The organism is Neptuniibacter sp. QD34_54 (assembly GCF_047778055.1).
GTDB lineage: Bacteria > Pseudomonadota > Gammaproteobacteria > Pseudomonadales > Balneatricaceae > Neptuniibacter.
Genome location: NZ_CP180546.1, coordinates 3,063,644 through 3,086,358 on the forward strand (window position 1 = coordinate 3,063,644; position 22,715 = coordinate 3,086,358).

Below are 22,715 nucleotides of genomic sequence, written 5' to 3' on the forward strand. Positions count from 1 at the left end.
GGATTTAGCTGAGGCTAGCTGGTTGGAATACGTAAAACCTGACCGATCTTAATTCGATCATTTTTCAAGTTGTTCTCTTTGCGCAATGAGGATAGAGATACACCGTTGCGAGAAGCAATCACCGATAGCGTATCACCACGAACAACTTTGTATGTACGATTATCTTTTTCTCTACGCTGCGCGATATACGTTAGCGCAGGCGGCTTACGCGCAAAGTGTTGTGTAATCCCTTTAAAGACAGCACCCGCCATCTTCTTCTGATAGCTTTTGGTCTTTAACTTCGCTGCTTCACCAGGATTGGAGATAAAGCCTGTTTCAACCAGAATCGATGGGATATCAGGTGATTTCAAGACAACAAACCCCGCCTGCTCTACATGGGGTTTATGCATTTTAGCGAAGCGCTTTATATTGCCATGAATCTGTTTGGCGATAGAGCGGCTGTCCTCACGACTCGCGGTCATCGACATATCGAGCAACACGCTCGCCAACACATTATCTTTATCATCTAAGCTAACGCTACCTACACCACCAATGAGGTCGGTACTATTTTCTTTACGCGCCAACCAACGACCCATTTCGCTACTTGCACCACGGGACGATAGAACCCAGACTGAAGCGCCTCGAGCACGTGCATCTTTGAAGGCATCCGCGTGTATAGAGACAAAGAGATCGGCATTATGCTTGCGGGCAGCTTTCGTTCGACCGCGTAAACTTACATAGTAATCACTCGTACGTGTTAGCTTGCCTTTATAACCAGGGGTGGCGTCTAAACGTCGTTTTAGCTCTTTAGCAATCGCAAGTACAACATCTTTCTCTCGAACTCCACCAGGCCCAATTGCCCCTGGATCATCACCGCCATGACCAGCGTCGATAGCGATCACAATATCGCGACCCGCTACTGCTTTGGGTTTGGCCGTTTTCTTAACTGTTTTAAGCGAAGACTTTTCGTAAAGATCTAAGACGAGTCGGTGACCGTATTTTTGATTGGGCTTTAATTCAAAGCTCTTGGGACGAACCGCCCTTTTGAGATCCAATACTAAACGGAGGGTTTGACCGTTTTTACCAGAACGAATCTTTTTGACCGGACTTTTATCTAAACCAAGCTTATCCAGCCCAGCTTTTAAGGATGCCTTTTCAATATCAAGCACGATTCGGTCAGGCTTATCGAGGGTAAATACTTTGTGAGATGCAGGACCGCTCATATCAAATACGAGACGAGCATGATCCGGCGCTAACCAGATACGCACATTTTTAACATCCGCAGCATGAGTGATCGCGCTACAGATAAAAATCAAACAACCTAATAATCCAGCAAAAGCATGCCGGAAACCGCTCATTCGCATAGTGCTTAAGCTTAACCCCTTCTTACTTCTCTTCAGTCGCTTGCAATAATTTATCGGCCATCTGCTGGCCTAAATCAGACTGTGGTGTCCAAGTTAATTGTCGTCCGCGACCATCAAGCTCAATCTGCAATAACAAATCAGCCTCAGGCAGAATACCTTGCCCTCTTTCTGGCCATTCAACTAAACATAATGCCTTATCTTCAAAATAATCACGAATACCAAGAAATTCCAATTCCTCAGGGTCCGACAACCGATACAAATCAAAGTGATAAATCTGCTGTTCGCCCACTTCATAAGGCTCCACCAGCGTATAGGTTGGACTCTTAACCGAACCTTGATGGCCACAACCACGAAGAATACCGCGACTTAGGGTTGTTTTACCCATACCTAAGTCACCTAACAGGAAAATAACACCCCTACCCGCTGCTGCATTCGCAATTTTATGGCCGAATGCGATCATCGCCTCTTCATCGGATAGTTTTACTTGATACTGATTACTCATACTTACTATTTATTACTCTTGGAATTGCATCAAACAGATCTGATGCGATTAAACCTATTTCGCCCTGTTGCTTCACAACGTAGTCAGCGGCTTTAGCATGAATAAACACCGCCAAACGAGCGGCATTCTCAGGTGATAAACCTTGAGTTAGGAGAGCGCCACAAATACCCGACAAGACATCTCCCATCCCAGCAACCGCCATTCCTGGATTACCGGCGTCACAAAGATAAACTACTTCACCAGCACTGACCAACGAACCCGCACCTTTTAAAACAACGCTACCACCACAAATTTGCTGCAAACGCTCAACCGATGCGAAACGATCAGCTTCTAACTCAGTTACAGACTTATCCATGATTCTGGAAGCTTCACCCGGATGAGGGGTGCAGATCCAATTTTTCCGATTCAGGGAGGCAAATAACGAATTTTCAACAATTAAATTCAGCGCATCAGCATCCAAAACCAAAGGTTTCTCGGTTGCTAGCGCAGCACGTAACATCTGATCGGACCACGCATTTTGCCCAAGACCCGGCCCTATGACAATCACATCCGCACGATCCAATAAAGGTAATAAGTGCCCCGTTGAATCAACAGGGTGCACCATAACTTCAGGACAGCGCGTTAATGAAGCCGTTACATGCTCTGAACGGGTCGCCAAAGAGACTAAACCAGATCCACTTCGCATCGCTGCCTGAGAAGCTAAAAGGGCCGCTCCCCCCATGCCGGAATTACCACCAATCACCAACAGATGACCAAACTTACCTTTATGGGCATTGCGCTCCCTCGCTGGTAGCAGCTCAGCTAAATCACTCTCCGTGGTTCGAAAAACATCTACCGTAACTAGGTCATAAACTTCATCGGGCACTTTTAAGTCATCAAACAGAATCTGACCACGATAGTTGACCCCTTCTGAGGTAAACAGACCACGTTTAAGGCCAATAAAGCTTAATGTGATATCTGCTCGAACAGCCACACCTAAAACAGCGCCGGTATCAGCGCAAATACCTGAGGGAATATCAACTGCGAATATTGGTTTATGACTGCGATTGATCTGCCTGATCACCCCCGCAAAGGGCTCCCTGACTTCACCCGTCAGCCCCGTACCCAACAGCGCATCTACAATAAGATCGCCCCATAGTTCAGATCCTGCAGATGCCACCTCTATGTTTTCAATTATCGGCTGCAACTGCTCCCAAGCCTCTAGTGCTTCACCACTAAGCTGCGAGGAGAAATCGGCTTTGCCTACGCAGACTAACTGCACCCGCAAGCCTTTATTAATGGCGAGGGCTGCTACCACAAAGCCATCGCCACCATTGTTACCTGCGCCACAAACAATACTTAATGACGCTATATGCGGAAAACGATCGAGTATTTCAGCAAACACAGCATGGCCTGCTCGCTGCATTAAGCGAATACCCGGAATACCAAACTGAGTAATTGCGGTATTATCCAACACCCGAGTTTGTTCAGCAGTGTATAATGGTGCGGGTAAGACAGCTCTGTTGATGGACATCTGCTCTGCGAACTCCTTTGAATTTCTGCCATTATAGAGGAACCTGTGCCTATTAAGGCAAGCAGATACCATGACAGATATGCCAACTGAATCCCTGAAAGCGTTAGCCCAAAAGATCAAAATTTGGGCAAAGGAACTTGGCTTTCAGCAATGTGGAATTACCGACTGCGATTTAAGCCAAGAACAAGCGCATTACGAACAATGGCTTAGCAACGGCTTCCATGGAGAGATGGCATATCTAGAGAACCATTTAGATAAACGTTTCTCTGCTAATAGTTTAGTACCCGAAGCGCAACGTATCATCTGCGTTCGCATGGATTATCTGCCACCCGACACTAAGATCACAAAGATCCTCGACGATAACAATAAAGCTTATGTATCGCGCTACACTTTAGGCCGAGATTATCACAAACTGATTAGAAAACGTTTGACCCAGCTCGGCAAAAGAATTGAGCAAGAGGTCGGTAAATCGGTCTACCGAGCGTTCGTAGATAGCGCTCCCATTTTGGAAAGGCCACTCGCGGAAAAAGCTGGTATTGGTTGGCGTGGCAAACACACCCTAATTCTAAACCGTGAAGCTGGCTCCCTATTCTTTCTTGGCGAGCTTTTGATCGACCTGCCATTGCCAATAGATGAACCCGTTACAGAAGATCATTGTGGTAAATGCACAGCTTGCTTGGACGTATGTCCAACCAAGGCGTTTCCGCAACCGCATGTTTTGGACGCACGCCGATGCATCTCCTATCTCACCATTGAGCTAAGCGGCTCAATTCCTGAAGAGTTGCGCCCTCTGATGGGCAACAGGATCTTTGGCTGTGATGATTGCCAGTTAATTTGCCCTTGGAATCGTTTTTCGGATTTCACCCAAGAAAATGACTTCCACCCCCGACAAAGATTAGATGACATAGAGTTAGCTACTCTGTTCGCATGGTCAGAAGATGAGTTTTTGAAAAAAACCGAAGGCTCGGCAATCAGAAGAACAGGACATATTGGCTGGCTGAGAAACATTGCAGTGGCGTTGGGAAACAGCAACGGCGGCACTACAGTGATTGAAGCTTTAGAAAGTAAACGTACTCACGAATCTGATATCGTTCGAGAGCACGTTGAGTGGGCCCTAAAGCAACTAGAAAGTAGAACTACTGCACAGATTCTTCCTATTCAGACCCACCCTCGCCGAAAGAAAATTCAATTTTAATCCAGCTTAATAAAGTGCTCGCGGTAGTATTTAAGCTCTTCAATTGAGTCTTTGATATCGTCTAGCGCCAGATGAGACCCTTTTTTCACAACGCCTTTGGCGACTTCTGGCTTCCAACGTTTCGCCAGCTCTTTTAAAGAGCTCACATCAAGATTGCGGTAATGGAAGAATGCCTCTAGCTCAGGCATATACTTATTCAAAAAGCGGCGGTCCTGACCAATGCTATTTCCACACATTGGTGATGCGCCTGCTTCCAGATACTGCTTTAAAAATTCAATTGTCTGCGCTTCCGCCTGCGCTTCAGTTACCTGGCTATCTTTAACGCGCTGAGTAAGGCCAGATTTACCATGCTGATTGGTACACCACTCATCCATACCATCCAAAAGCTCATCTGATTGATGAATTGCTAGCATTGGACCTTCAGCTAAGATGTTCAGATCAGAATCAGTGACAATGGTTGCAATCTCGATAATGACATCTGTTTTCGGCTCCAAACCGGTCATCTCTAGATCAATCCAGATCAGATTTTCCTTACTTACCACCTTATTACCTCCAAAAATGACGTTTTCACCTACCTCTGTCACTGAATAGCGGACTTAATTCGCAGGTTCTTTGACTTTCCCTTAGAATACCCTACCTTCTAACATCTTGCTTCGATATTAATGGAGACTATTAGCATTCGCGCTTTAAAACGCTGCTAACTCATTATGGCAAAACGTAAATTAACTCGCCGTCAAAGCTGGCGCATTCAAAAAATTCAAGACGAACGCGCCGCTCGCGCATCGAAAAAGGACGCTGCGATTGAACAGCAATTGGATAGCAGCGACCTTGGCCCAGAGCAACATGGTTTAATTATCTCCCATTTCGGCCGCACCGTTGATGTCGAGGCGACAGAAGGTGACAACCAGGGAGAGATCATTCGTTGTCATATGCGTACTAACTTAGGGCAACTTGTTACCGGCGATAGAGTTATCTGGCGTGAAGGCAAAGATACTGGGGTGGTTGTAGCGAAACTCGAGCGCAAAAGTGAATTACTCCGCCCTAACCCTTATGGCGATATGAAACCCGTTGCCGCCAATATTGATTTTATAGTTATCACCGTCGCAGTAGAACCAACACCCTATGCCAATTTGATTGATCGCTACTTAGTGGCAGCAGAATTAAGCGGGATAGAACCGGTTATTTTGTTAAATAAAACCGATCTATTAAATAACGACAATCGCGTCGAGATTGACGCAATGCTGCAACGTTACAGAGATATCGGTTATACCGTCCTTCTTGCCTCAAGCTCCAGCGAAGAAGGCTTAGCAGATCTGAAGAGCTATCTCGACAATCGAATCAGCGTATTCGTTGGTCAATCCGGTGTCGGTAAATCCTCTTTAATCAATGTGTTGCTGCCTGGTGTAGATTTAAAAGTAGGCTCACTCTCAACTCAAACAAAAAAAGGCCGACACACTACTACAACAGCACGATTATTCCACTTCCCAGATGGCGGTGACTTGATCGATTCTCCTGGGATTAGGGAGTTTGGTTTGTGGCACATTGAGCCTGATGATGTTATCAATGGTTTCAAAGAGTTACAGCCTTTAGCTGGGTCGTGCCGTTTTCGCGATTGTAAACATGAAAAAGAACCTGGCTGTGCACTAAAGTCGGCTGTTGAAGATGGTACTATCAGCGAATACCGTTGGAAGAGCTACAAACATATTCTTAGTTCTATTGAAGAGCAAAATAGTTAAATTTGGTCCATAGTTTCAATATTGGAATCAGGCGGAGAACAGATGTCAGAGTCCCCATACGGAGTGGAGAGTTGGGTTGAATACCTGAAAGATCGCCCATTACCTGTCAGAAACAGTGTTCTTCGTCGTCTGCAAAAACAGTTACGAGACCCCAACGTCACCCTTCAAACTCTTAACCGAATCATTAAATCAGATCCGGTTTTGTGTCTACATATGGTCAGAAAGGCATCTGAATTACATAACCAAGTCGATTCAAAAGTAACCAGCATTGACCACGCCATAAGCTCACTAGGCCTAGATAATATTGATGCGGTTTTAAAAGGAACAACAGCACTCAAACTAAACCCATCTAGCGTTGCTCAAAAGATGTACTTCCGTTACATCGCCATAAGCCATCATGCAGCAACCCAAGCCTCAAATTGGCTCGAAATACGTCGTGCTCCTTTCATTGAAGAAACACACTTAGCAGCACTCTTTTACGGTGTAGGTCATTGGATGCTTTGGCAACATGCAGCTCTACATATGAGTGCGATCCAAGTTAAACTCAGAGAAGAACGAACTGATGTTGTTCTCGCAGAAACAGATGTACTTGGTTGCACCATACAAGAGATATCGCATGGTTTAATCGAGCACTGGGGAATCTCTGAACTAGCTTCAATCAGCCTTGAACATGAAACATCCCCAAATAAAAAGACCTTAGCTCAATTGCATCAAAGAGCATTGGGTGACCCTCGACTAAGCGATGAAGATCTCCGCGAGATAAATCATCTGGTACAAGAAAAGTTCTTTCCTGTAAAACTTGCAAACTGGATCGCCTTAACCGCCAACCTAGGTTGGCAGCAAACCAAGACCATGAAGATAATTGATATTGTTAACGATTATCTAAAAGGCGAAATTGCAGATACGATCAACATGCTGCATAAAAACTGCGCCCGCGCATCCACTATGTACCATGTAGCAGGCACTCTAGCACCCGCTGCCGAAATGATCATGCTTCCCTCAGATAAACAAATTAATTACCGTTTATCTGATAGAGAAAGCCAAATACTGGCGGCAAGCCAGCCTGAAGTAACCAAGCCACAAATTGTGATTCCGGCGCCAACACCGGAACCTGAAGAGGCCACTGAGCCTGAAATAAGCCTGCCTGTTAAACCCGATTTTCAAGATCAAAACATCTACGATCAAATCGCCGAAAGATTCCTAAAAGGTTACGACCTTTATACGCAACCCAAGCATATCCTTCAGGGACTAATTCAAGGCACGAACCGTGGATTAGGTTTTGAGCGAGTGTGTATGTTTTTAGTCAACCCAAAGACAAACAGCATGAAGACCGCTTTTGCCGTTGGGTTTGAAGACACTCACCCGATGTCGACGTTTCAATATGATTTGGAAATACCTAGCTTATTTAAAAAACTGAGAGAGAAACCTGGGTGCATTTGGGTGAAGCCTGAAAACATCGACAAAATGAATCCAATGCTGCCGGAGGTCTACCGTAGTTGGGGTAATCCAAATGGGTTCTTACTGATGTCGTTATTCTTTGGAAAAAAACCTATTGCGATTATCCATGTAGATTATGGTAGTCAGGGGCCTGAAATCAGTGATTTCCACCACGAGCGATTCCGCTACCTCTGTTCAGCAGCAACTCTTAGCCTGAAAAAAATGCTTAAGTAAGACTGGTATCTCAACACGCTTGAAATAAGTCGTAATAGTCCCAATATTGTCTTTGACCAGCCCTTTCTTTTGGAGTGATTGAATGAATTTACCTTTAAGTGTTGAGGTGCAAACTTTACACCAGCATCTCGACGATCCACAGGTACTGGTAATTGACCTATCCAGTGAAGAAAACTATCTAGCTGGGCATATTCCAGGTGCCATTCACCTAGCATCAAGCCGTCTGCTAAATGGTGAGAAGCCAGTTCCTAATACAATTCCAACCAAAGAAAAATTAGCGGCTCTCTACAATGAGTTAGGTATCACAGCTGATACATGGGTTGTTGCGTACGATGATCAAAAAGGGCCTTGGGCTGGCCGCTTCATGTGGACACTAAACATATTAGGCCACCAAAACTGTTCCATTTTAAATGGCCAATTCGACGCTTGGAAACAAGCAGGCTTGGCAATTGAACAGCAAAAGAACCAAGCTTCACCAAGTAATCACGAGATCAACTATGATGACTCCCTGCTTGCTGATGCGGATTTTATTCTTTCACATTTGGATGATGCTAACTTCACCATCTGGGATGCACGCAGTGCAGCAGAATACAGCGGCGAAAAGGTCATCAATGCTCAAAAAGGCGGCCATATTCCCGGTGCTAAACATTTCGAATGGACTGACTGCTTGATCAGTGATTCCGATCTTCGCCTAAAACCCAAAGAGGAATTGTTATCCTTACTAGCAGATGCAGGGATTAATCCTGAAAACACGATTATTACCCACTGCCAAACTCACCGCCGCTCAGGTCTAACTTACTGGGTTGCTAAACACCTCGGATTTGAAGACATTCGCTGCTACGACGGCTCGTGGTTCGAATGGGGTAATCTTCCAAACACTCCTGTGGAGAAATAATGAAAAGCTTTACTGACCGTCTGTTTATTTTATTTCAACATATCGTGCCTCAGCATTTGTTATCACGCTTGGTAGGCAAGATTGCAGACTGCCAAACTCCTTGGGTAAAAAACACATTTATCAAATGGTTCGCCAAGAAGTATCAGATCAACATGACGGAAGCTCGTGAAGAGATTCCAACCAACTACCCTAGTTTCAATGCTTTCTTTACCCGTGAATTAAAAGACGGCGCGCGCACGATCGATACAGATTCAACACATATTGTGAGTCCAGCAGATGGCGCAATTAGCCAATTAGGGAAAATTGAGCATGGTCGTATCTTTCAAGCAAAAGGCCGTGGTTATGGTTTAGCAACGCTATTAGGTGGCGATCAAGAAAGAGCAAAAGATTTTATTGATGGTGAGTTTGCGACTATCTATCTCTCCCCTAGGGATTATCATCGAGTTCACATGCCTGTTAAGGGTACGCTAACTCATACCACTTATGTTCCTGGCGATCTGTTTTCAGTAAACCAGACAACAGCAGAAGGCGTTGATCAATTATTTGCCCGCAATGAGCGCTTAGTTGCCTACTTCGACACAGAATACGGCCCTATGGCGATGGTGTTAGTCGGCGCAATGATTGTGGCTGGCATTGAGACAGTTTGGTCAGGACAAGAAGCGCCTGCACTAAAACGCCCCGTTCACACAAGTTTCAGCCCAACCTCTCCTGAACCAATTACTTTAGAGAAAGGCGAAGAGATGGGGCGCTTTAAACTCGGTTCAACTGTTGTATTACTATTTGGCAAAGACCAGATCTCTTGGGCAGAAGAGCTCGCCGCAGAAAGCCCTGTTGAACTTGGCAAAATGATAGCGAAGAAAATCGACGCTTAAACATCCTCTTTTGTATTTGTGCACCTAGCTTCCTCACTTCAACTGACCAAGGTGCACCACAAAGGTTAGTCAGAAGGATCGATCTCATTCTGAATAACCATAAACTTTGTCTGCTGTCCTCAGTTTGTATTTAGCATACACTAGGAGTGTAGAGTCACAGTCTAGGTATTAATGTACGATGAGCAATCTGATTGAATTATTAAAAGATAAAGATATTCAACTCAATACTGACAACACAGCTGTACTCAGTACAACCCCCAAAACAACCCAAATCATCCCACTGCTACATCAACGCGTTCTATCTATAGCAGGTCCGGATACAGAAAAATTCCTTCAAGGTCAGCTGACCTGCGATGTTTCAGAAGTATTCGTGCGAGGCAGCGCTCTCGGGGCTCACTGCAATATCAAAGGCCATATGCTGAGCCTATTCCGTATGCTTAAACAAGGCGAAGATCACGTTTGGTTGCGCATGAGCCACGATATTTTTGAAAGTGCCAGCAATAACTTGAAAAAGTATATGATCTTTTCCAAAGCAGAAGCGGAAGATATTAGCACCCAAGTAAGTGGCATTGGCCTAACTGGTCCTGGCGCACAAGCACTTATTGAGCAGCTATTTGAACAGTCTCCAACCGAAGACGATAGCATCATCAGCCTAAGTAACGGTGTTGTTGTTCGTGTACCTGGCAACCGCTACGAAATTTGGATGGAAAATAGCGGTCTAGTAGAACTAATTCAAAATCTGCCAGACGAAGTAGGCATTGGTTCAACCGATACCTGGATACTCAGCGAAATAGACGCTGCAATCCCTGACCTTCGCGCAGAAACACAGGAAGCCTTCATTCCTCAAATGACTAACTTCCAAGCATTGGGCGGCGTTAGCTTCCGCAAGGGCTGCTATACAGGACAAGAGATCATTACCCGTCTACAACATCGCGGACAACTCAAAAAGCCGATGTACATTGCTGAAATCACAGCTAATCAGCAACCAAAACCAGGCCAGGAAGTGAGCAGCCCAGACAAGCCAAAAGCAGGCCAAGTAGTGATTGCTGCACCTTGTGGCGAAAACCGTTACCGCGTACTGGCCGTATTAGTTAAAACCCTAGCCGAAAAAGGCGATCTACAAATTGGAGCTGCAAAGCTAGAGCTAGCTTCACTTCCTTACGAGCTAGACCCCAAACTATTTGAGCCAAAATAAAACTGAACAAATAGAGCACAACTGTTGACCCAGAAAGCAATAAACGAGACACTCCCTTACAACTTTCGTAAAAGGCCTAGGGAGAGGCTCAAGGATGACAACTTCGGCACCAACCAGCCCGAGAGTACCATTATTGCTTACTGGTGCAACAGCCACCCTGTGCCTACTCCTTCTCTTATATATTCACCTTAGCGCTCAAAGCACTCTTCAAAAATACATCCCGTGGCTTGATGCCTCAATGGAGATCAAACTTGAGGTGACGCAAGCTCACCTATGGTTTGAAGAGATATCTGCAGGCGATTCTACTGTATCGATAGGAACGGTATACACCCATCTAGATCAAGCAATATGGTACGCAAACGCGATTTTAGATGGAGGAACCCTCAATCAAAATATCTACCAACCCCTAGAGTACAAAGAGCTTCGACAGCAAGCTAATCGGCTTGTTTATAGACTAGAGAAACTCCGTAAGTCTATAGATCAAAGATATTTCAACCTCGAAGCTGCACATGCTGGAACAGAGGAAGAACAACGCCAAGATAAGATTTTCATAGAGATTATTCAGAAAGCTAATGCTCTAGAAAGCTCTCTCACAATGCGCATTAGTTATGAAGATACGGCTCAAAACTCCTTGCTTGCTCTACTACTCTTAGCCATTGTAACCATGACCTTAATATCTGGCTATTCAGTTCACCGCTTTACTGATAGCCGAACTCGTTATATGCAAAAGTTAGCTTTAGCTAACACCCAGATATCCGAGCAAAATAGACGCCTACAAGAGCTAGCCCATACTGATCAGCTAACCGGCCTACCCAATCGAAAAATGCTTGAAGCCATTACAAAACAAGCAATCAGTCGAGCGCAAAGAAAACAAAGCGCTCTATCCCTGACTTTTATCGATCTAGATTTCTTCAAACCTATTAATGACGAGTACGGCCATAACGTTGGGGACAAAGTTCTCACTAGCTTCACTACGGCTATTAACCAAATCCTTCGTGAAGATGATATTTTGGCCCGCCTTGCCGGCGACGAGTTTATTTTACTGATTCAAGCCGACAGCATTTTTGAAGCACAGGAAGCTTTGGATCATATTATGGAGCGTATCCATGAACGCTTAGATCATCCAATTATCGACACTCCAGCAGCACTACATATACGCTGTAGCGCAGGGACTGCGTTTGCACCGAAAGATGCAACCGATTTTGAAGGTCTATTACACTGGGCTGATATCGCCATGTATGAAAGTAAAAAGCGCGGGCGGGGTCAGCATTGCTACTTTACCCCTAGTCCGGTTACCCAGTCCGAACTACCACTTCTTCATGATGCTAGAGAGCCGGAAGCTGCCAATCGATAGGCACTTTACCCTGCTGCTGTAGATACTGATTGGTTTTACTGAAATGCTGACAGCCCAAGAATCCACGGTGAGCAGACAAAGGTGATGGATGAGGTGCTTTTAAGACAAGGTGCTTTGCCTCATCAATACAAGCTCCTTTTTTCTGCGCGTAACTTCCCCAAAGAAGAAATACAACATTATTACAATGTTGATTTACCGCTTGGATGACTTGATCGGTAAACACCTCCCAGCCTTTACCTTGATGAGCACCTGCACTGCTCTCCTCCACTGTTAGCACGCTATTGAGTAGCAAAACCCCTTGCTGAGCCCATGATTCCAAATAACCATGATCAGGTCGAGGAAGCCCTAAATCACTCTCTAGCTCTTTATAGATATTCACAAGAGAGGGCGGTACTTTGACCCCAGGCATCACCGAGAAGCACAGTCCATGAGCTTGACCAGGTTGATGGTAAGGATCCTGCCCCAAAATCACGACTTTAATATCATCCAACGGCGTCGTTTCTAAAGCATGAAACCAATTATCCGAATGAGGGTAGATAATTTTATGCTGGGACATTTGCTCTTCTAGAAACTCATTCAGAGCTAACATATAAGGCTGCTTAAACTGTTCAGCCAAAACAGCTTGCCAGCTTGGAGCATTCTCTAAAGCCATACGTATTTCAACCACCACAATTTTTAACGTCGCTAGAACTTAACTCAACGGGCTCTGTAATGACCCTACGATGCCAGATGGAATAGTACCGTAACTTCCCAGGAGCGTGAGAAACGATGCCGGAGATGATAATTGCTAGAAAATAGATATAGGCATTTGGCTGCTCAAACCACCAAAAAACTGTGGATAGCAGCAGCAACTTAATGCCAATAGCTGTGCCTCTGAGCTGTATCAACCAAATACCATCCCCATACACTTCCATAGCGGCCATCAGAAAACCACTAACAAGGGTCATAAGCAAATAAGGATACCAACTACTCTCTGGCTGCTGGAAAAGATAGGCTCCAGCCAAACCAGCAATACCAACGAGATGAATCGTTCGCAAACTTATACCCAACCAGCGCTTAGCTGGTATAGAGCGCTTTTCTGTTGGGAATAACCAGTTCATCGCCACAGTATCTCTTCCTTTTTTACCTAACGATATAGAACAAACATAGGTTTAGCTATATACAAAAAAGCCCTCAAACGAGGGCTTTAGTATGAAAACGGTTCTAACCTTAGCCGCGCGGACGCATTGCAGGGAATAGGATCACGTCACGAATAGATGGAGAGTCAGTAAACAACATTACCAAACGATCGATGCCAATACCTTCACCAGCCGTTGGTGGTAGGCCGTACTCCAACGCGTTGATGTAGTCACCATCGTAGTGCATCGCTTCATCATCACCCGCATCTTTTTCAGCTACTTGCGCACGGAAACGCTCAGCTTGGTCTTCGGAGTCATTCAACTCCGAGAAGCCATTAGCAAGCTCACGACCGCCTACGAAAAACTCGAAACGATCAGTAATGAAAGGATTTGCATCGTTACGACGTGCAAGCGGAGACACTTCTGCTGGGTATTCAGTGATGAATGTAGGCTGATCCAAACGGTGCTCTACAGTCTTTTCGAAGATCTCAATCTGAACCTTACCTAGGCCCCAACTATCTTTAACATCGATGTCCATGCGCTGTGCAATCTGACGAGCAGCAGTTTCATCTGCTAGCGCTTCAGCAGTAATGTCATCGTTGTAGTGCAGGATAGAATCGAACACGCTGATACGACGGAATGGCTTTTCTAGATCGTATTCAAATGTTTCCAGCACTTCACCTTCATCGTTACGTACTGTATTGATGATTGTTGTTGTACCCAAAACATCCTGCGCAACAATACGCAGCATATCTTCTGTTAGGTCCATCAGATCATTGTAATCCGCATACGCCTGATAGAACTCGATCATTGTAAATTCAGGGTTGTGACGCGTAGAAAGGCCTTCGTTACGGAAGTTACGGTTGATCTCGAATACACGCTCAAAGCCACCGACAACCAAACGCTTCAGATATAGCTCAGGTGCAATACGCAGATACATATCACGATCTAGCGCGTTGTGATGCGTGATAAATGGACGTGCTGTCGCACCACCTGGAATCACCTGCAACATAGGCGTTTCTGCTTCGATAAAGCGACGCTCAGTTAGGTAGTTACGGATACCAGAAACAATCTTAGAACGTGTTTCAAATACCTTACGAGAATCTTCGTTAGTGATCAGGTCGACATAACGCTGACGGTAACGGATCTCAGTGTCCTGAAGACCTTTGTGCTTATCAGGCAACGGACGCAAGTTTTTCGTTAGCAACTGGTATTCGCCCATATCTACATATAGATCGCCTTTACCAGACTTATGCAGCTCACCTGTGATACCTACGATATCACCAAGGTCCAAGCTTTTAGCAAACTTACGTGCTTCTTTGTTTACGTAAAACTGGATACGACCTGTCATATCCTGAATAACACCAAAAGCACCACGGTTTAGCATTACACGACCCGCAATGCTCACCTTGATGCCTGCTTCAGCCAACTCTTCCTTCGATTTATCGCCGTACTGAGCCTGAAGGTCTTCAGCATAGCTATCGCGACGGAAGTTATTTGGGAATGCATTACCTTCATCACGTAGCGCGTTTAGCTTTTCACGGCGCTCCGCAATCAGGCGGTTTTCATCTTGCTTCTGAGTGTTATCAGACATCGGTGTGGTAAACCTTTAAGTTAATAAATTCTTTACAGGCCAGCTTTAAGGCTAGCTTCGATAAATAGATCCAGATCGCCGTCCAGTACTTTGTCACAGTTTGAACTCTGAACGTTTGTACGTAGATCTTTAATGCGCTGATCATCCAACACATAAGAACGAATCTGGCTGCCCCAGCCAATATCCGCTTTATTATCTTCTTGCTCCTGCGCCGCTTCTGAACGCTTAAGCATCTCAACTTCATATAGCTTAGCGCGAAGCTGTTTCATACAGGTGTCTTTGTTCTGGTGCTGAGAACGCTGCGCCTGACTCTGCACCACAATGCCGGAAGGTTCGTGCGTAATACGTACTGCAGATTCTGTACGGTTGACGTGCTGACCGCCAGCACCCGATGCACGGTATACATCGACACGTAGATCTGCTGGATTGATCTCAATTTCAACGTTGTCATCAATCTCTGGAGATACAAATACGGAAGAGAAAGATGTGTGACGACGACCACCGGAATCGAATGGTGATTTACGTACTAGACGGTGAACACCGGTTTCGGTGCGTAACCAACCAAAAGCGTATTCGCCTTGGAAACTAATCGTCGCAGACTTAATACCCGCAACATCGCCCGCAGAACATTCCAAAAGCTCAGTTTTGAAGCCTTTATCCTCGCCCCAACGCAGGTACATACGCAGCATCATTTCAGCCCAATCTTGAGCCTCAGTACCGCCAGAACCCGCTTGGATATCTAGGAAGGCGTTATTTGGATCGGCTTCACCAGAGAACATACGACGGAATTCAAGCGTCTGCAGTTTATCCAGCATGCTATTCACATCACTTTCAACTTCTGCGACTGTATCTTCGTCATCTTCTTCAACAGCCATATCTAACAGGTCACGTGTATCTTCAACACCCGCTGTCAGTTCGTCGATTGTGTTTACCACAGCTTCAAGCGTAGAACGCTCTTTACCCAATTGCTGCGCATTTTCTGGATTATCCCAAACTGCAGGGTCTTCCAGTTCACGAGTGACCTCTTCCAGGCGTTCTTTTTTGCCTTCGTAATCAAGAAAGCCACGAAGCGCTTCAGTACGCACTGTAATATCTTTGAGGTTGTTAAGAATCGGGTTAATTTCCATGGTATAGAATCTATAGCCGGCAGTTTAAAAAAGGGCGATATTTTACCGAAAATCAGCACATAACACTACTTGTTTAGGCTGAATTGTTAACACAGATTTGATAACAGCGGTAAGACTAGAGTTCGAACTCTTTGCTGATTTGCTGGCACCAAGTGGCAACACGCTCTTCAGTTTCTGAACGCTGGCAATCTTCATCAATCGCAAGGCCGACAAACTGATTATGATCTGGTGTTAGCGCTTTAGACGCTTCAAAGTTATAACCCTCAACAGGCCAATAACCAACCATCTGGGCACCTTTACTCTGCAATCGTTCGTGTAAAAGTCCCATCGCATCTAAAAACCACTCGCTGTAGCCAATCTGGTCACCCAAGCCAAACAGGGCACAGCTTTTACCTGCAACCGCTACGGCATCCAACTGTTCCCATAGGTCTGCCCAATCCTCCTGCAGCTCACCAAAGTCCCAAGTAGAGATTCCAAGGATAAGATGTTCATATTCAGACACGCTCTCAATACCGTCAGCAGCAATATCGATACGATGGACTTTATCTTGACCAAGGTGTTCTGTAATTAGCTCTGCTACGCTTTCAGTATTCCCCGTAGTGGAGCCATAAAACAAACCGATTGAAGCACTCATTTTTCTTTCCAGATAAAACAAAAAAAGCAGCCCTAGGCTGCTTTTTAGGTGGTTTAAAATTACTTATTAAAAGCGTCGAATGTATGCTGAGCTACATCTTCAATTTCTGTGCGAGCATCTTGTAACGCTTTCATATTCTGTTCGCTTGCCGCTTTGAGTGTGTCTTCCAATTCTTTCGCATAGCTACGTTGTAGCTCCATCAAATCACTTGGTGACTGACACTTTTGCATCTCTTTTGTCTGCTGAATAGTCGCTTCAATACAAGACTTTGTGCATTCCATCTGCTGGCGAGTAAGCTCTTCAAGCATCTTGGTTTGAATATTGACCAACTCTTTGAACGGACCCATCGAATCCGAGATCTTTTTATTCATATCTTGAAACATAAACACCTTCCCTATCTCGCCAGAGAAACAACCGTACGCACACAATACCCAGAACAGAACGTAGGACTTCTGTTATATCTATCCTTATAATAAAGCACTGTAAAGATATAATGGCAAAACTTATATCTCCCATCATACCAAAGATAAATAAAAAGGATGCTGAATTATGCGCCTTTTACACACCATGTTGCGTGTTACTGATTTACAGCAATCTATTGAGTTTTATACACAGCTAATGGGTATGAAACTGTTACGCAGTAAAGACTATCCTGACGGCCGCTTTACCTTAGCTTTTTTAGGCTATGGCGATGAATCTGAGCACACCGCACTTGAGCTCACCCATAACTGGGATACTGATCAATACGAACTCGGTAATGCGTTTGGTCACTTAGCCATTGAAGTTGAAGATGTATACACCGCGTGCGATGCAATAACAGCCAAAGGCGGTGAAGTGGTTCGCCCTGCCGGACCGATGAAACACGGTTCAACAATCTTAGCCTTTGTAAAAGATCCTGACGGTTATATGATCGAACTTTTAGGGACGAAGAGAACAGACTAAAGCAAACCTAGGTATCTAGGCCTGCTTTAAAGAAAGGAATGATGGATGTGCTTTAACCTGCATCCATCATAAATTGATCAATATCAGACAGCTCCGATCCAGCTTTTTTAGATTCAGGTTTCGACTGCTGAACAGGTGCTTGTATAAAACGGTTCTCTGCAGGGGCTGGATCAGGGAATCCGTCATTATACTGTTGATAAAAACGGTTATTACCACGTTGCAACTCTTGGCTCTCTGAAGGTGAATTTAGAATTCTAGGAGTAATCAATAAGACCATCTCTGTCTCTTCATCGCTTTCGATCGTCGACTTAAAGATATTCCCCACAACAGGCACTTCACCAAGTAACGGGACCTTGCGTTCATTTCTAGTTCTAGTAGTACGAATTAAGCCACCTACAGCAACTGTGAGACCATTCTTAGCTGCAACGATACCTTTTAGGCGAGAGGTATTAACTGTATCAATCGCTAAATTCACAACATTACCATTACCATCAGGTACAGGAATTGTGCCACCCCCAGGATTCAGGGTGGAGCTTTCTTGTTGTAGTTCCAGTAGCACCGTACCATCTGAATTAATACGTGGAGTAATTTTTAAAGAGATACCGATCTCCTCTAACTCAGTATCTGTTTCTATATAAGAAGGAGATACAACTACCCCATTATCAATCTGAGCAGGATTAAAGGTAAACCCACGTGTCAGTACACTTTCTTCACCAATAAATAGATCCGCTTCTCGGTGATTAGAAGCTAATACCATCGGATTTGATAACACTTTTAAGCGCTTATTTTCATCAAGAAATTCAATATTTGCTTTAAGCTTATCGTTAAGGAATTCATAGATAAAACTGCCGCTATTAAGCAAAGCATTATTACCCAATTTGAGAGGAACTGTAGATTGATTCCCACCTTGAGGCGCTAACTCAAAGTTAAAGATAGAGTTAAAGTCATCACCTAAAGTTATGCTCAAAATTTTCATCTCTAGCATTACTTGAGGTACTGGAATATCCATCTTATCCACCAACTGTTTGATGGAATTAATAATCTTGCTGTCATCAGTACGCACAATAATCATATTATGCTCATTGTTCACTGTGACATAGATTGGCTGCGCTTTAAGGGTTACGGCCTGCATAGCAGCCGGATCTATCGATAAAGCATTAGTGTTTCCTTGCAGCAATTGCTCAAGCTGCCCCAAAGATAACTTCTTTGCATCTTTAGTTGCTGCTGAATCCTGAACATTACCGCCTTTGGACGATGACCTAGATCCTCCCGAGAACTTAGTAGTACCTGGCTCTTCCCCAAGAGATAAATTAACTCGATCACCATATAGATCCTCAATTGCCTGAGCGACGATACGAACATTGGCATTGAGTAAGCGAAATACTTCTATACGCTGACTTTCACGAACCACCAAGTCCTTCGCATATTCTTCTCGAGTCATAATACGGTAAGTATTGGTATCTTGGTCATAGCGATACCAAAGATCGCTGATACGACTTATGGACTTAATCGCATCAATATCTGATACATTTTTCAGATGTATTGTCACTCGTTTATTGATAGCACCAGGGGTTGCAATAATATTACTCTGCGATAACTCCGATAGCGTGCGAATAACATCTCTCAACTGAGTATCCGCAAACTCCAATTCCGAAATAACTGCAGCAGAAACTGTTAACGGATTTAATAAAGCCAGTATTAGGGCAATTCTTCCAAAACCTTTCATCGTAATACCTTCATCTGCCCTAAAGTGCCTGTTTCTACAGTAATACTTAAACGGGATATTTTTGTAATTCTGATTGCTTGGCGCGGGTTAGCGGGATCTACATTAATCTCATCCCCCTCTTTAACTAAGTGCACCCGATTACCAGCAATCTGCAATAAAGCCATTGGACTGGAATCACCTCGATCTATATAGCCCTTGAAGAGCAATTTAGGAACTTTTACCTCACCTGGTGTCCTACGGAAGCCTTGTCCGAAGCTATTAACCAGCCCGCCCAGAATTCCATTTTTATCACTCCGCTGCGATGTTTGAGGTTCGCTAAATGGATCACGCATAATAATTACGCCAGAACCTGCGCCGACATTAACATGAGTAGCTTTAACCATTTCCGCTACAACAGCCGTCGGGTTCGCCATAATTAAAAACATCAGTAATATTATTTTTTTCATCATCAATTAACCTGACACCGCAAACATCGATTTGAAGAATCCGTAATACACATAACCGACAATGCCGCCAATCAGTAGAATGGCTACCGGCTCCATAGCTGTTGCTATGGCCTTAGTGATCATGCGCACACGCTCTTCATAAAATGTACCGGCATCCTTCATCACCGATACCATGCTACCTGTTCTTTCACCGACTAAAGTCATCTCTTGAATAAGCCCTTCGATATGAGGCTTACGGAAGCTTTTCCCCATATCAGCCCCCTGAAGAATCTCTTCTGATGCATCCGCAATATCTTTTGCTATCACCTTGTTATTGATCAATTTACTAATGATCTCTAAGGACTGAACTACTGATATGCCACTTTGCAACATACTGGATAATCCCCAAGTAATTTGCGACATAGAACTTGCAGAGATCATATTACCCACCAGAGGAACTTTTAGGAGCAAGTAATCGATATAAAAGCGCCCTTTCTTACGGGAATACGTCAAAATAATTCCGATCAAAATGAGTAAGATCCCTACCAATACATGCGCCCAATACTGTTGGATAAAGTTAGAGATACCCATCATCTGAATCATCTCTGGCGGAGGCGTTCTACCCGTTTTTTCAAAGAAAGCGGCAAACTTAGGAATAACCGTCGACATCAAAAAGATAAACACCCCAACAGTCATAAACAGCACCACCACCGGGTATGTCATGGTAGAGATAAGTTGGGTTTTGATATCAGCTTGGCGCTCCATAAAATCAGCAATACGTACTAGAGCAGGTTCCAACTCACCGCTGGCTTCAGCACTGCGCAGCATATGCAGCGCTAGTGGTGAAAAAACCGACTCATACTTCTCCATAGATTGAGAGAACGACTGACCCGCACTGATCTGGTCATTAATATCCAGAATAATTTCGCGCATTCTGCCACGCTGAATACCGCCTAAAATATTCAGCGCCTCAGTCACGGAGAGCCCCGAACGAAACATCAATGCTAACTGACGGAAAAAGAATATTTTTTGGTTGGTCTTAACAGGTAACAGACAAAGCAACTGCTCAAAGGCATCTTGTTTCGGTTTATCTGCAGCACCACTTCCAGCATTCTCTTGAATACTGCTGATATAGATCCCTTTCTTTTGCAGCTTAGCAATTGCTGCATCATGATCAACGGCAGAGATAGTCCCTTCGCAGGTTTCACCCGAGGTATTCATCCCCTGATAGACGAACTTCATCCGTTAGCCTCCTCATCAAACTGATTAAGAAGACCTAAGCGGCGGAGTTCTTCCATCGAGGTTAAGCCCTGAAGTACCTTCTCGCGGCCATCATGAGCAAGACTGATATAATACTGAGCATGCTTACGTAACTGTTGTTCGTCGGCTTCTTGCGTGATTAACTCACGCAATATCTCGTCCATCCACAAGGTTTCGAATAGAGCAATACGCCCTTTAAAGCCCGTGCCATTACACAGCGAACACCCTTGAGGGTGAGAGAGCATAACTAGATCATCCGATGGTAAACCCAGCTGTTTCAATTCTGAGAAATCTGCCGGCATCTCTAACTTACAACTCTGACAAAGCTTTCTGGCCAATCGTTGCGCGACAATCCCTTGAAGGCTTGAAGCGATCATAAACGGTTCTAAACCGATATTTTTCAATCGCGTGACACTGGCAATCGCAGAATTGGTATGCAGGGTAGATAGAACCATATGGCCCGTAGTAGCAGCTTTTAGAGCAATCTCACCGGTTTCAGAGTCACGAATCTCACCGACCATAATGATATCGGGATCGTGACGAAGGAAACTTCGAAGGGCAGAAGCAAAATTCACCTTCGCATTCATCTGCACTTGAGAAACACCCTCTACCACCATCTCAACAGGATCTTCAGCAGTAAGAATATTGGTGCTTTCCGATTTTAACTCTTCAAGCGCAGCGTAGAGCGTTGTAGATTTACCGCTCCCTGTAGGCCCTGTAATCAGAACAATGCCATGAGGCTGAGCAATGACGCGGCTGAACTGCCGTAACGTTACATCAGACATCCCTAGCTGTTTCAGGGTAAACAACTGATTATCCGTGCCAAGCAAACGTAGGGTTACTCGCTCACCATGCTTAGTTGGCGCTGTCGCCACACGCATTTCAAACTCGACATTATAAGGCGTTGTATAATCAGCACCGCCATCCTGAGGCATTCTAGTTTCGGCAATATCCAGGTTAGACATAACCTTAATACGGCTAACTAAAGAGATCCCTTCCGAAAGGGTAAAACGCTTCCCATATTGCTGTAATTGGCCATCTACCCGCAATCGCACAATGTAGTAGTCAGCTAAGGGCTCGATATGAATATCGGATGCTCGATGCATATAAGCTTGATTCAACAACTCAGAAAACTCTGCAACTGCATCAAAACCTAATTCTGCATTGCTTAACTCCACATCTAAACGCAAACTACATTCAAATGCTTCTGGCTCAGCCAAGCAGAGTTTTACATCCGTCTTGAATAATCGCTGTAACTGTTTTTCGAGTGTCGGATTCTCTGGAGAATCGGTAACGACATAGATTTTATCGCTATCAACTTCACCTATATCGACAGGAAGAATACGAAACTGACGAATAAAACTTTGCGGTATATTACTCAGGCGACTTTTATCTACTTGGATCTGCGATGGTCGAAGATACTGTATACCATGCTCACTAGCATAAGCATGATAGAAGCTACTTGGCGCTATCCGCTGCTCATAACAAAGCACCGTCTTCTCATCCATTTTTAAACGGCGCGCATGTAAGCTGGCCTCTGTATGCTGGCTCTCAGTAATCAGCCCTTGCTTAATAGCAGCTTCAATTAGCCATTTATCCCTAATCGCCATAGC

The 22,715-nt window shown here is 44.6% G+C and carries 22 protein-coding genes; 8 read left to right on the forward strand and 14 right to left on the reverse strand.

Translation table 11 applies throughout. The features are described from left to right. Nucleotides 1-14 precede the first annotated feature (14 nt). The 3 genes from ACMXYP_RS13930 to ACMXYP_RS13940 are packed head-to-tail and all read right to left on the reverse strand — an operon-like array spanning nucleotide 15 to nucleotide 3,358. Nucleotides 15-1,337: an N-acetylmuramoyl-L-alanine amidase gene (locus ACMXYP_RS13930; protein ID WP_415882233.1), complete on the reverse strand. Its 1,323-nt coding sequence runs from the start codon at nucleotides 1,335-1,337 to the stop codon at nucleotides 15-17. A gap of 28 nt (nucleotides 1,338-1,365) precedes the next feature. Beyond that, on the reverse strand, nucleotides 1,366-1,845 hold the full coding sequence (gene tsaE, locus ACMXYP_RS13935; RefSeq protein ID WP_415882234.1) for a tRNA (adenosine(37)-N6)-threonylcarbamoyltransferase complex ATPase subunit type 1 TsaE: 480 nt from the start codon (nucleotides 1,843-1,845) through the stop codon (nucleotides 1,366-1,368). Next, nucleotides 1,838-3,358 (reverse strand): NAD(P)H-hydrate dehydratase, encoded by a 1,521-nt coding sequence (locus ACMXYP_RS13940; protein WP_415882235.1) that lies wholly within the window; start codon nucleotides 3,356-3,358, stop codon nucleotides 1,838-1,840. Before ACMXYP_RS13940 ends, tsaE begins: the two co-directional genes overlap by 8 nt. Before the next feature lie 70 nt (nucleotides 3,359-3,428). On the opposite strand from ACMXYP_RS13940, the gene queG reads away from it, so the two are divergent. After that, entirely contained in the window at nucleotides 3,429-4,553 is a 1,125-nt protein-coding gene (queG, locus tag ACMXYP_RS13945) for a tRNA epoxyqueuosine(34) reductase QueG (RefSeq protein ID WP_415882236.1), read from the forward strand. On the opposite strand, the gene orn is transcribed toward queG, so the two are convergent. After that, on the reverse strand, nucleotides 4,550-5,056 hold the full coding sequence (orn, locus tag ACMXYP_RS13950; RefSeq protein ID WP_415884678.1) for an oligoribonuclease: 507 nt from the start codon (nucleotides 5,054-5,056) through the stop codon (nucleotides 4,550-4,552). The two genes, queG and orn, sit on opposite strands and share 4 nt — an antisense overlap. 204 nt (nucleotides 5,057-5,260) lie before the next feature. Between orn and rsgA the strand changes: the two genes are divergently transcribed. The 6 genes from rsgA to ACMXYP_RS13980 all read left to right on the forward strand — a co-directional run bounded on the left by rsgA (nucleotide 5,261) and on the right by ACMXYP_RS13980 (nucleotide 12,276). After that, on the forward strand, nucleotides 5,261-6,289 hold the full coding sequence (gene rsgA, locus ACMXYP_RS13955) for a small ribosomal subunit biogenesis GTPase RsgA (protein ID WP_415882237.1): 1,029 nt from the start codon (nucleotides 5,261-5,263) through the stop codon (nucleotides 6,287-6,289). Between the two features lie 42 nt (nucleotides 6,290-6,331). Beyond that, nucleotides 6,332-7,960, forward strand: a complete 1,629-nt coding sequence (locus tag ACMXYP_RS13960) for an HDOD domain-containing protein (protein ID WP_415882238.1) — start codon at nucleotides 6,332-6,334, stop codon at nucleotides 7,958-7,960. An 82-nt stretch (nucleotides 7,961-8,042) separates the two neighbouring features. After that, a complete protein-coding gene (locus tag ACMXYP_RS13965) occupies nucleotides 8,043-8,855 on the forward strand; it encodes a sulfurtransferase (RefSeq protein ID WP_415882239.1) in 813 nt (270 codons plus the stop codon). Continuing rightward, nucleotides 8,855-9,727: an archaetidylserine decarboxylase gene (gene asd / locus ACMXYP_RS13970; protein ID WP_415882240.1), complete on the forward strand. Its 873-nt coding sequence runs from the start codon at nucleotides 8,855-8,857 to the stop codon at nucleotides 9,725-9,727. The genes ACMXYP_RS13965 and asd overlap by 1 nt, the downstream gene beginning before the upstream one ends. Nucleotides 9,728-9,905: 178 nt before the next feature. Further along, nucleotides 9,906-10,922, forward strand: coding sequence for a YgfZ/GcvT domain-containing protein (locus ACMXYP_RS13975; RefSeq protein ID WP_415882241.1), 1,017 nt, complete (start codon nucleotides 9,906-9,908; stop codon nucleotides 10,920-10,922). A gap of 94 nt (nucleotides 10,923-11,016) precedes the next feature. Next, nucleotides 11,017-12,276, forward strand: coding sequence for a GGDEF domain-containing protein (locus ACMXYP_RS13980; protein WP_415882243.1), 1,260 nt, complete (start codon nucleotides 11,017-11,019; stop codon nucleotides 12,274-12,276). On the opposite strand, the gene ung is transcribed toward ACMXYP_RS13980, so the two are convergent. The 6 genes from ung to ACMXYP_RS14010 all read right to left on the reverse strand — a co-directional run bounded on the left by ung (nucleotide 12,248) and on the right by ACMXYP_RS14010 (nucleotide 17,132). Next, nucleotides 12,248-12,928 (reverse strand): uracil-DNA glycosylase, encoded by a 681-nt coding sequence (gene ung, locus ACMXYP_RS13985; RefSeq protein WP_415882244.1) that lies wholly within the window; start codon nucleotides 12,926-12,928, stop codon nucleotides 12,248-12,250. The genes ACMXYP_RS13980 and ung overlap by 29 nt on opposite strands. 7 nt (nucleotides 12,929-12,935) lie before the next feature. Continuing rightward, nucleotides 12,936-13,376, reverse strand: a complete 441-nt coding sequence (locus ACMXYP_RS13990) for a hypothetical protein (protein ID WP_415884679.1) — start codon at nucleotides 13,374-13,376, stop codon at nucleotides 12,936-12,938. A 109-nt stretch (nucleotides 13,377-13,485) separates the two neighbouring features. Continuing rightward, entirely contained in the window at nucleotides 13,486-14,988 is a 1,503-nt protein-coding gene (lysS, locus tag ACMXYP_RS13995) for a lysine--tRNA ligase (protein WP_415882245.1), read from the reverse strand. Between the two features lie 32 nt (nucleotides 14,989-15,020). Beyond that, nucleotides 15,021-16,115: a peptide chain release factor 2 gene (prfB, locus tag ACMXYP_RS14000; protein ID WP_415882246.1), complete on the reverse strand. Its 1,095-nt coding sequence runs from the start codon at nucleotides 16,113-16,115 to the stop codon at nucleotides 15,021-15,023. Nucleotides 16,116-16,230: 115 nt separating this feature from the next. Further along, nucleotides 16,231-16,749 carry a flavodoxin FldB gene (gene fldB, locus ACMXYP_RS14005; protein WP_415882247.1) on the reverse strand — a complete coding sequence of 173 codons (519 nt, stop codon included), beginning with the start codon at nucleotides 16,747-16,749 and terminating at the stop codon, nucleotides 16,231-16,233. A 59-nt stretch (nucleotides 16,750-16,808) separates the two neighbouring features. Further along, nucleotides 16,809-17,132, reverse strand: a complete 324-nt coding sequence (locus tag ACMXYP_RS14010) for a phasin family protein (RefSeq protein ID WP_415882248.1) — start codon at nucleotides 17,130-17,132, stop codon at nucleotides 16,809-16,811. 166 nt (nucleotides 17,133-17,298) lie between these two features. Between ACMXYP_RS14010 and gloA the strand changes: the two genes are divergently transcribed. Beyond that, complete coding sequence (gene gloA / locus ACMXYP_RS14015) at nucleotides 17,299-17,691, forward strand: lactoylglutathione lyase (RefSeq protein WP_415882249.1); 393 nt, start codon at nucleotides 17,299-17,301, stop codon at nucleotides 17,689-17,691. 52 nt (nucleotides 17,692-17,743) lie between these two features. On the opposite strand, the gene ACMXYP_RS14020 is transcribed toward gloA, so the two are convergent. Genes ACMXYP_RS14020 through ACMXYP_RS14035 form a run of 4 tightly spaced genes read right to left on the reverse strand, consistent with a single transcriptional unit; the run spans nucleotide 17,744 to nucleotide 22,712 of the window. After that, nucleotides 17,744-19,417, reverse strand: coding sequence for a type II secretion system protein GspD (locus tag ACMXYP_RS14020; RefSeq protein WP_415882250.1), 1,674 nt, complete (start codon nucleotides 19,415-19,417; stop codon nucleotides 17,744-17,746). Continuing rightward, nucleotides 19,414-19,866 (reverse strand): hypothetical protein, encoded by a 453-nt coding sequence (locus tag ACMXYP_RS14025; RefSeq protein ID WP_415882251.1) that lies wholly within the window; start codon nucleotides 19,864-19,866, stop codon nucleotides 19,414-19,416. Before ACMXYP_RS14025 ends, ACMXYP_RS14020 begins: the two co-directional genes overlap by 4 nt. A gap of 3 nt (nucleotides 19,867-19,869) precedes the next feature. Further along, nucleotides 19,870-21,084, reverse strand: a complete 1,215-nt coding sequence (locus ACMXYP_RS14030) for a type II secretion system F family protein (RefSeq protein WP_415882252.1) — start codon at nucleotides 21,082-21,084, stop codon at nucleotides 19,870-19,872. Then, nucleotides 21,081-22,712 (reverse strand): GspE/PulE family protein, encoded by a 1,632-nt coding sequence (locus ACMXYP_RS14035; protein ID WP_415882253.1) that lies wholly within the window; start codon nucleotides 22,710-22,712, stop codon nucleotides 21,081-21,083. The genes ACMXYP_RS14030 and ACMXYP_RS14035 overlap by 4 nt, the downstream gene beginning before the upstream one ends. Nucleotides 22,713-22,715 lie beyond the last annotated feature (3 nt).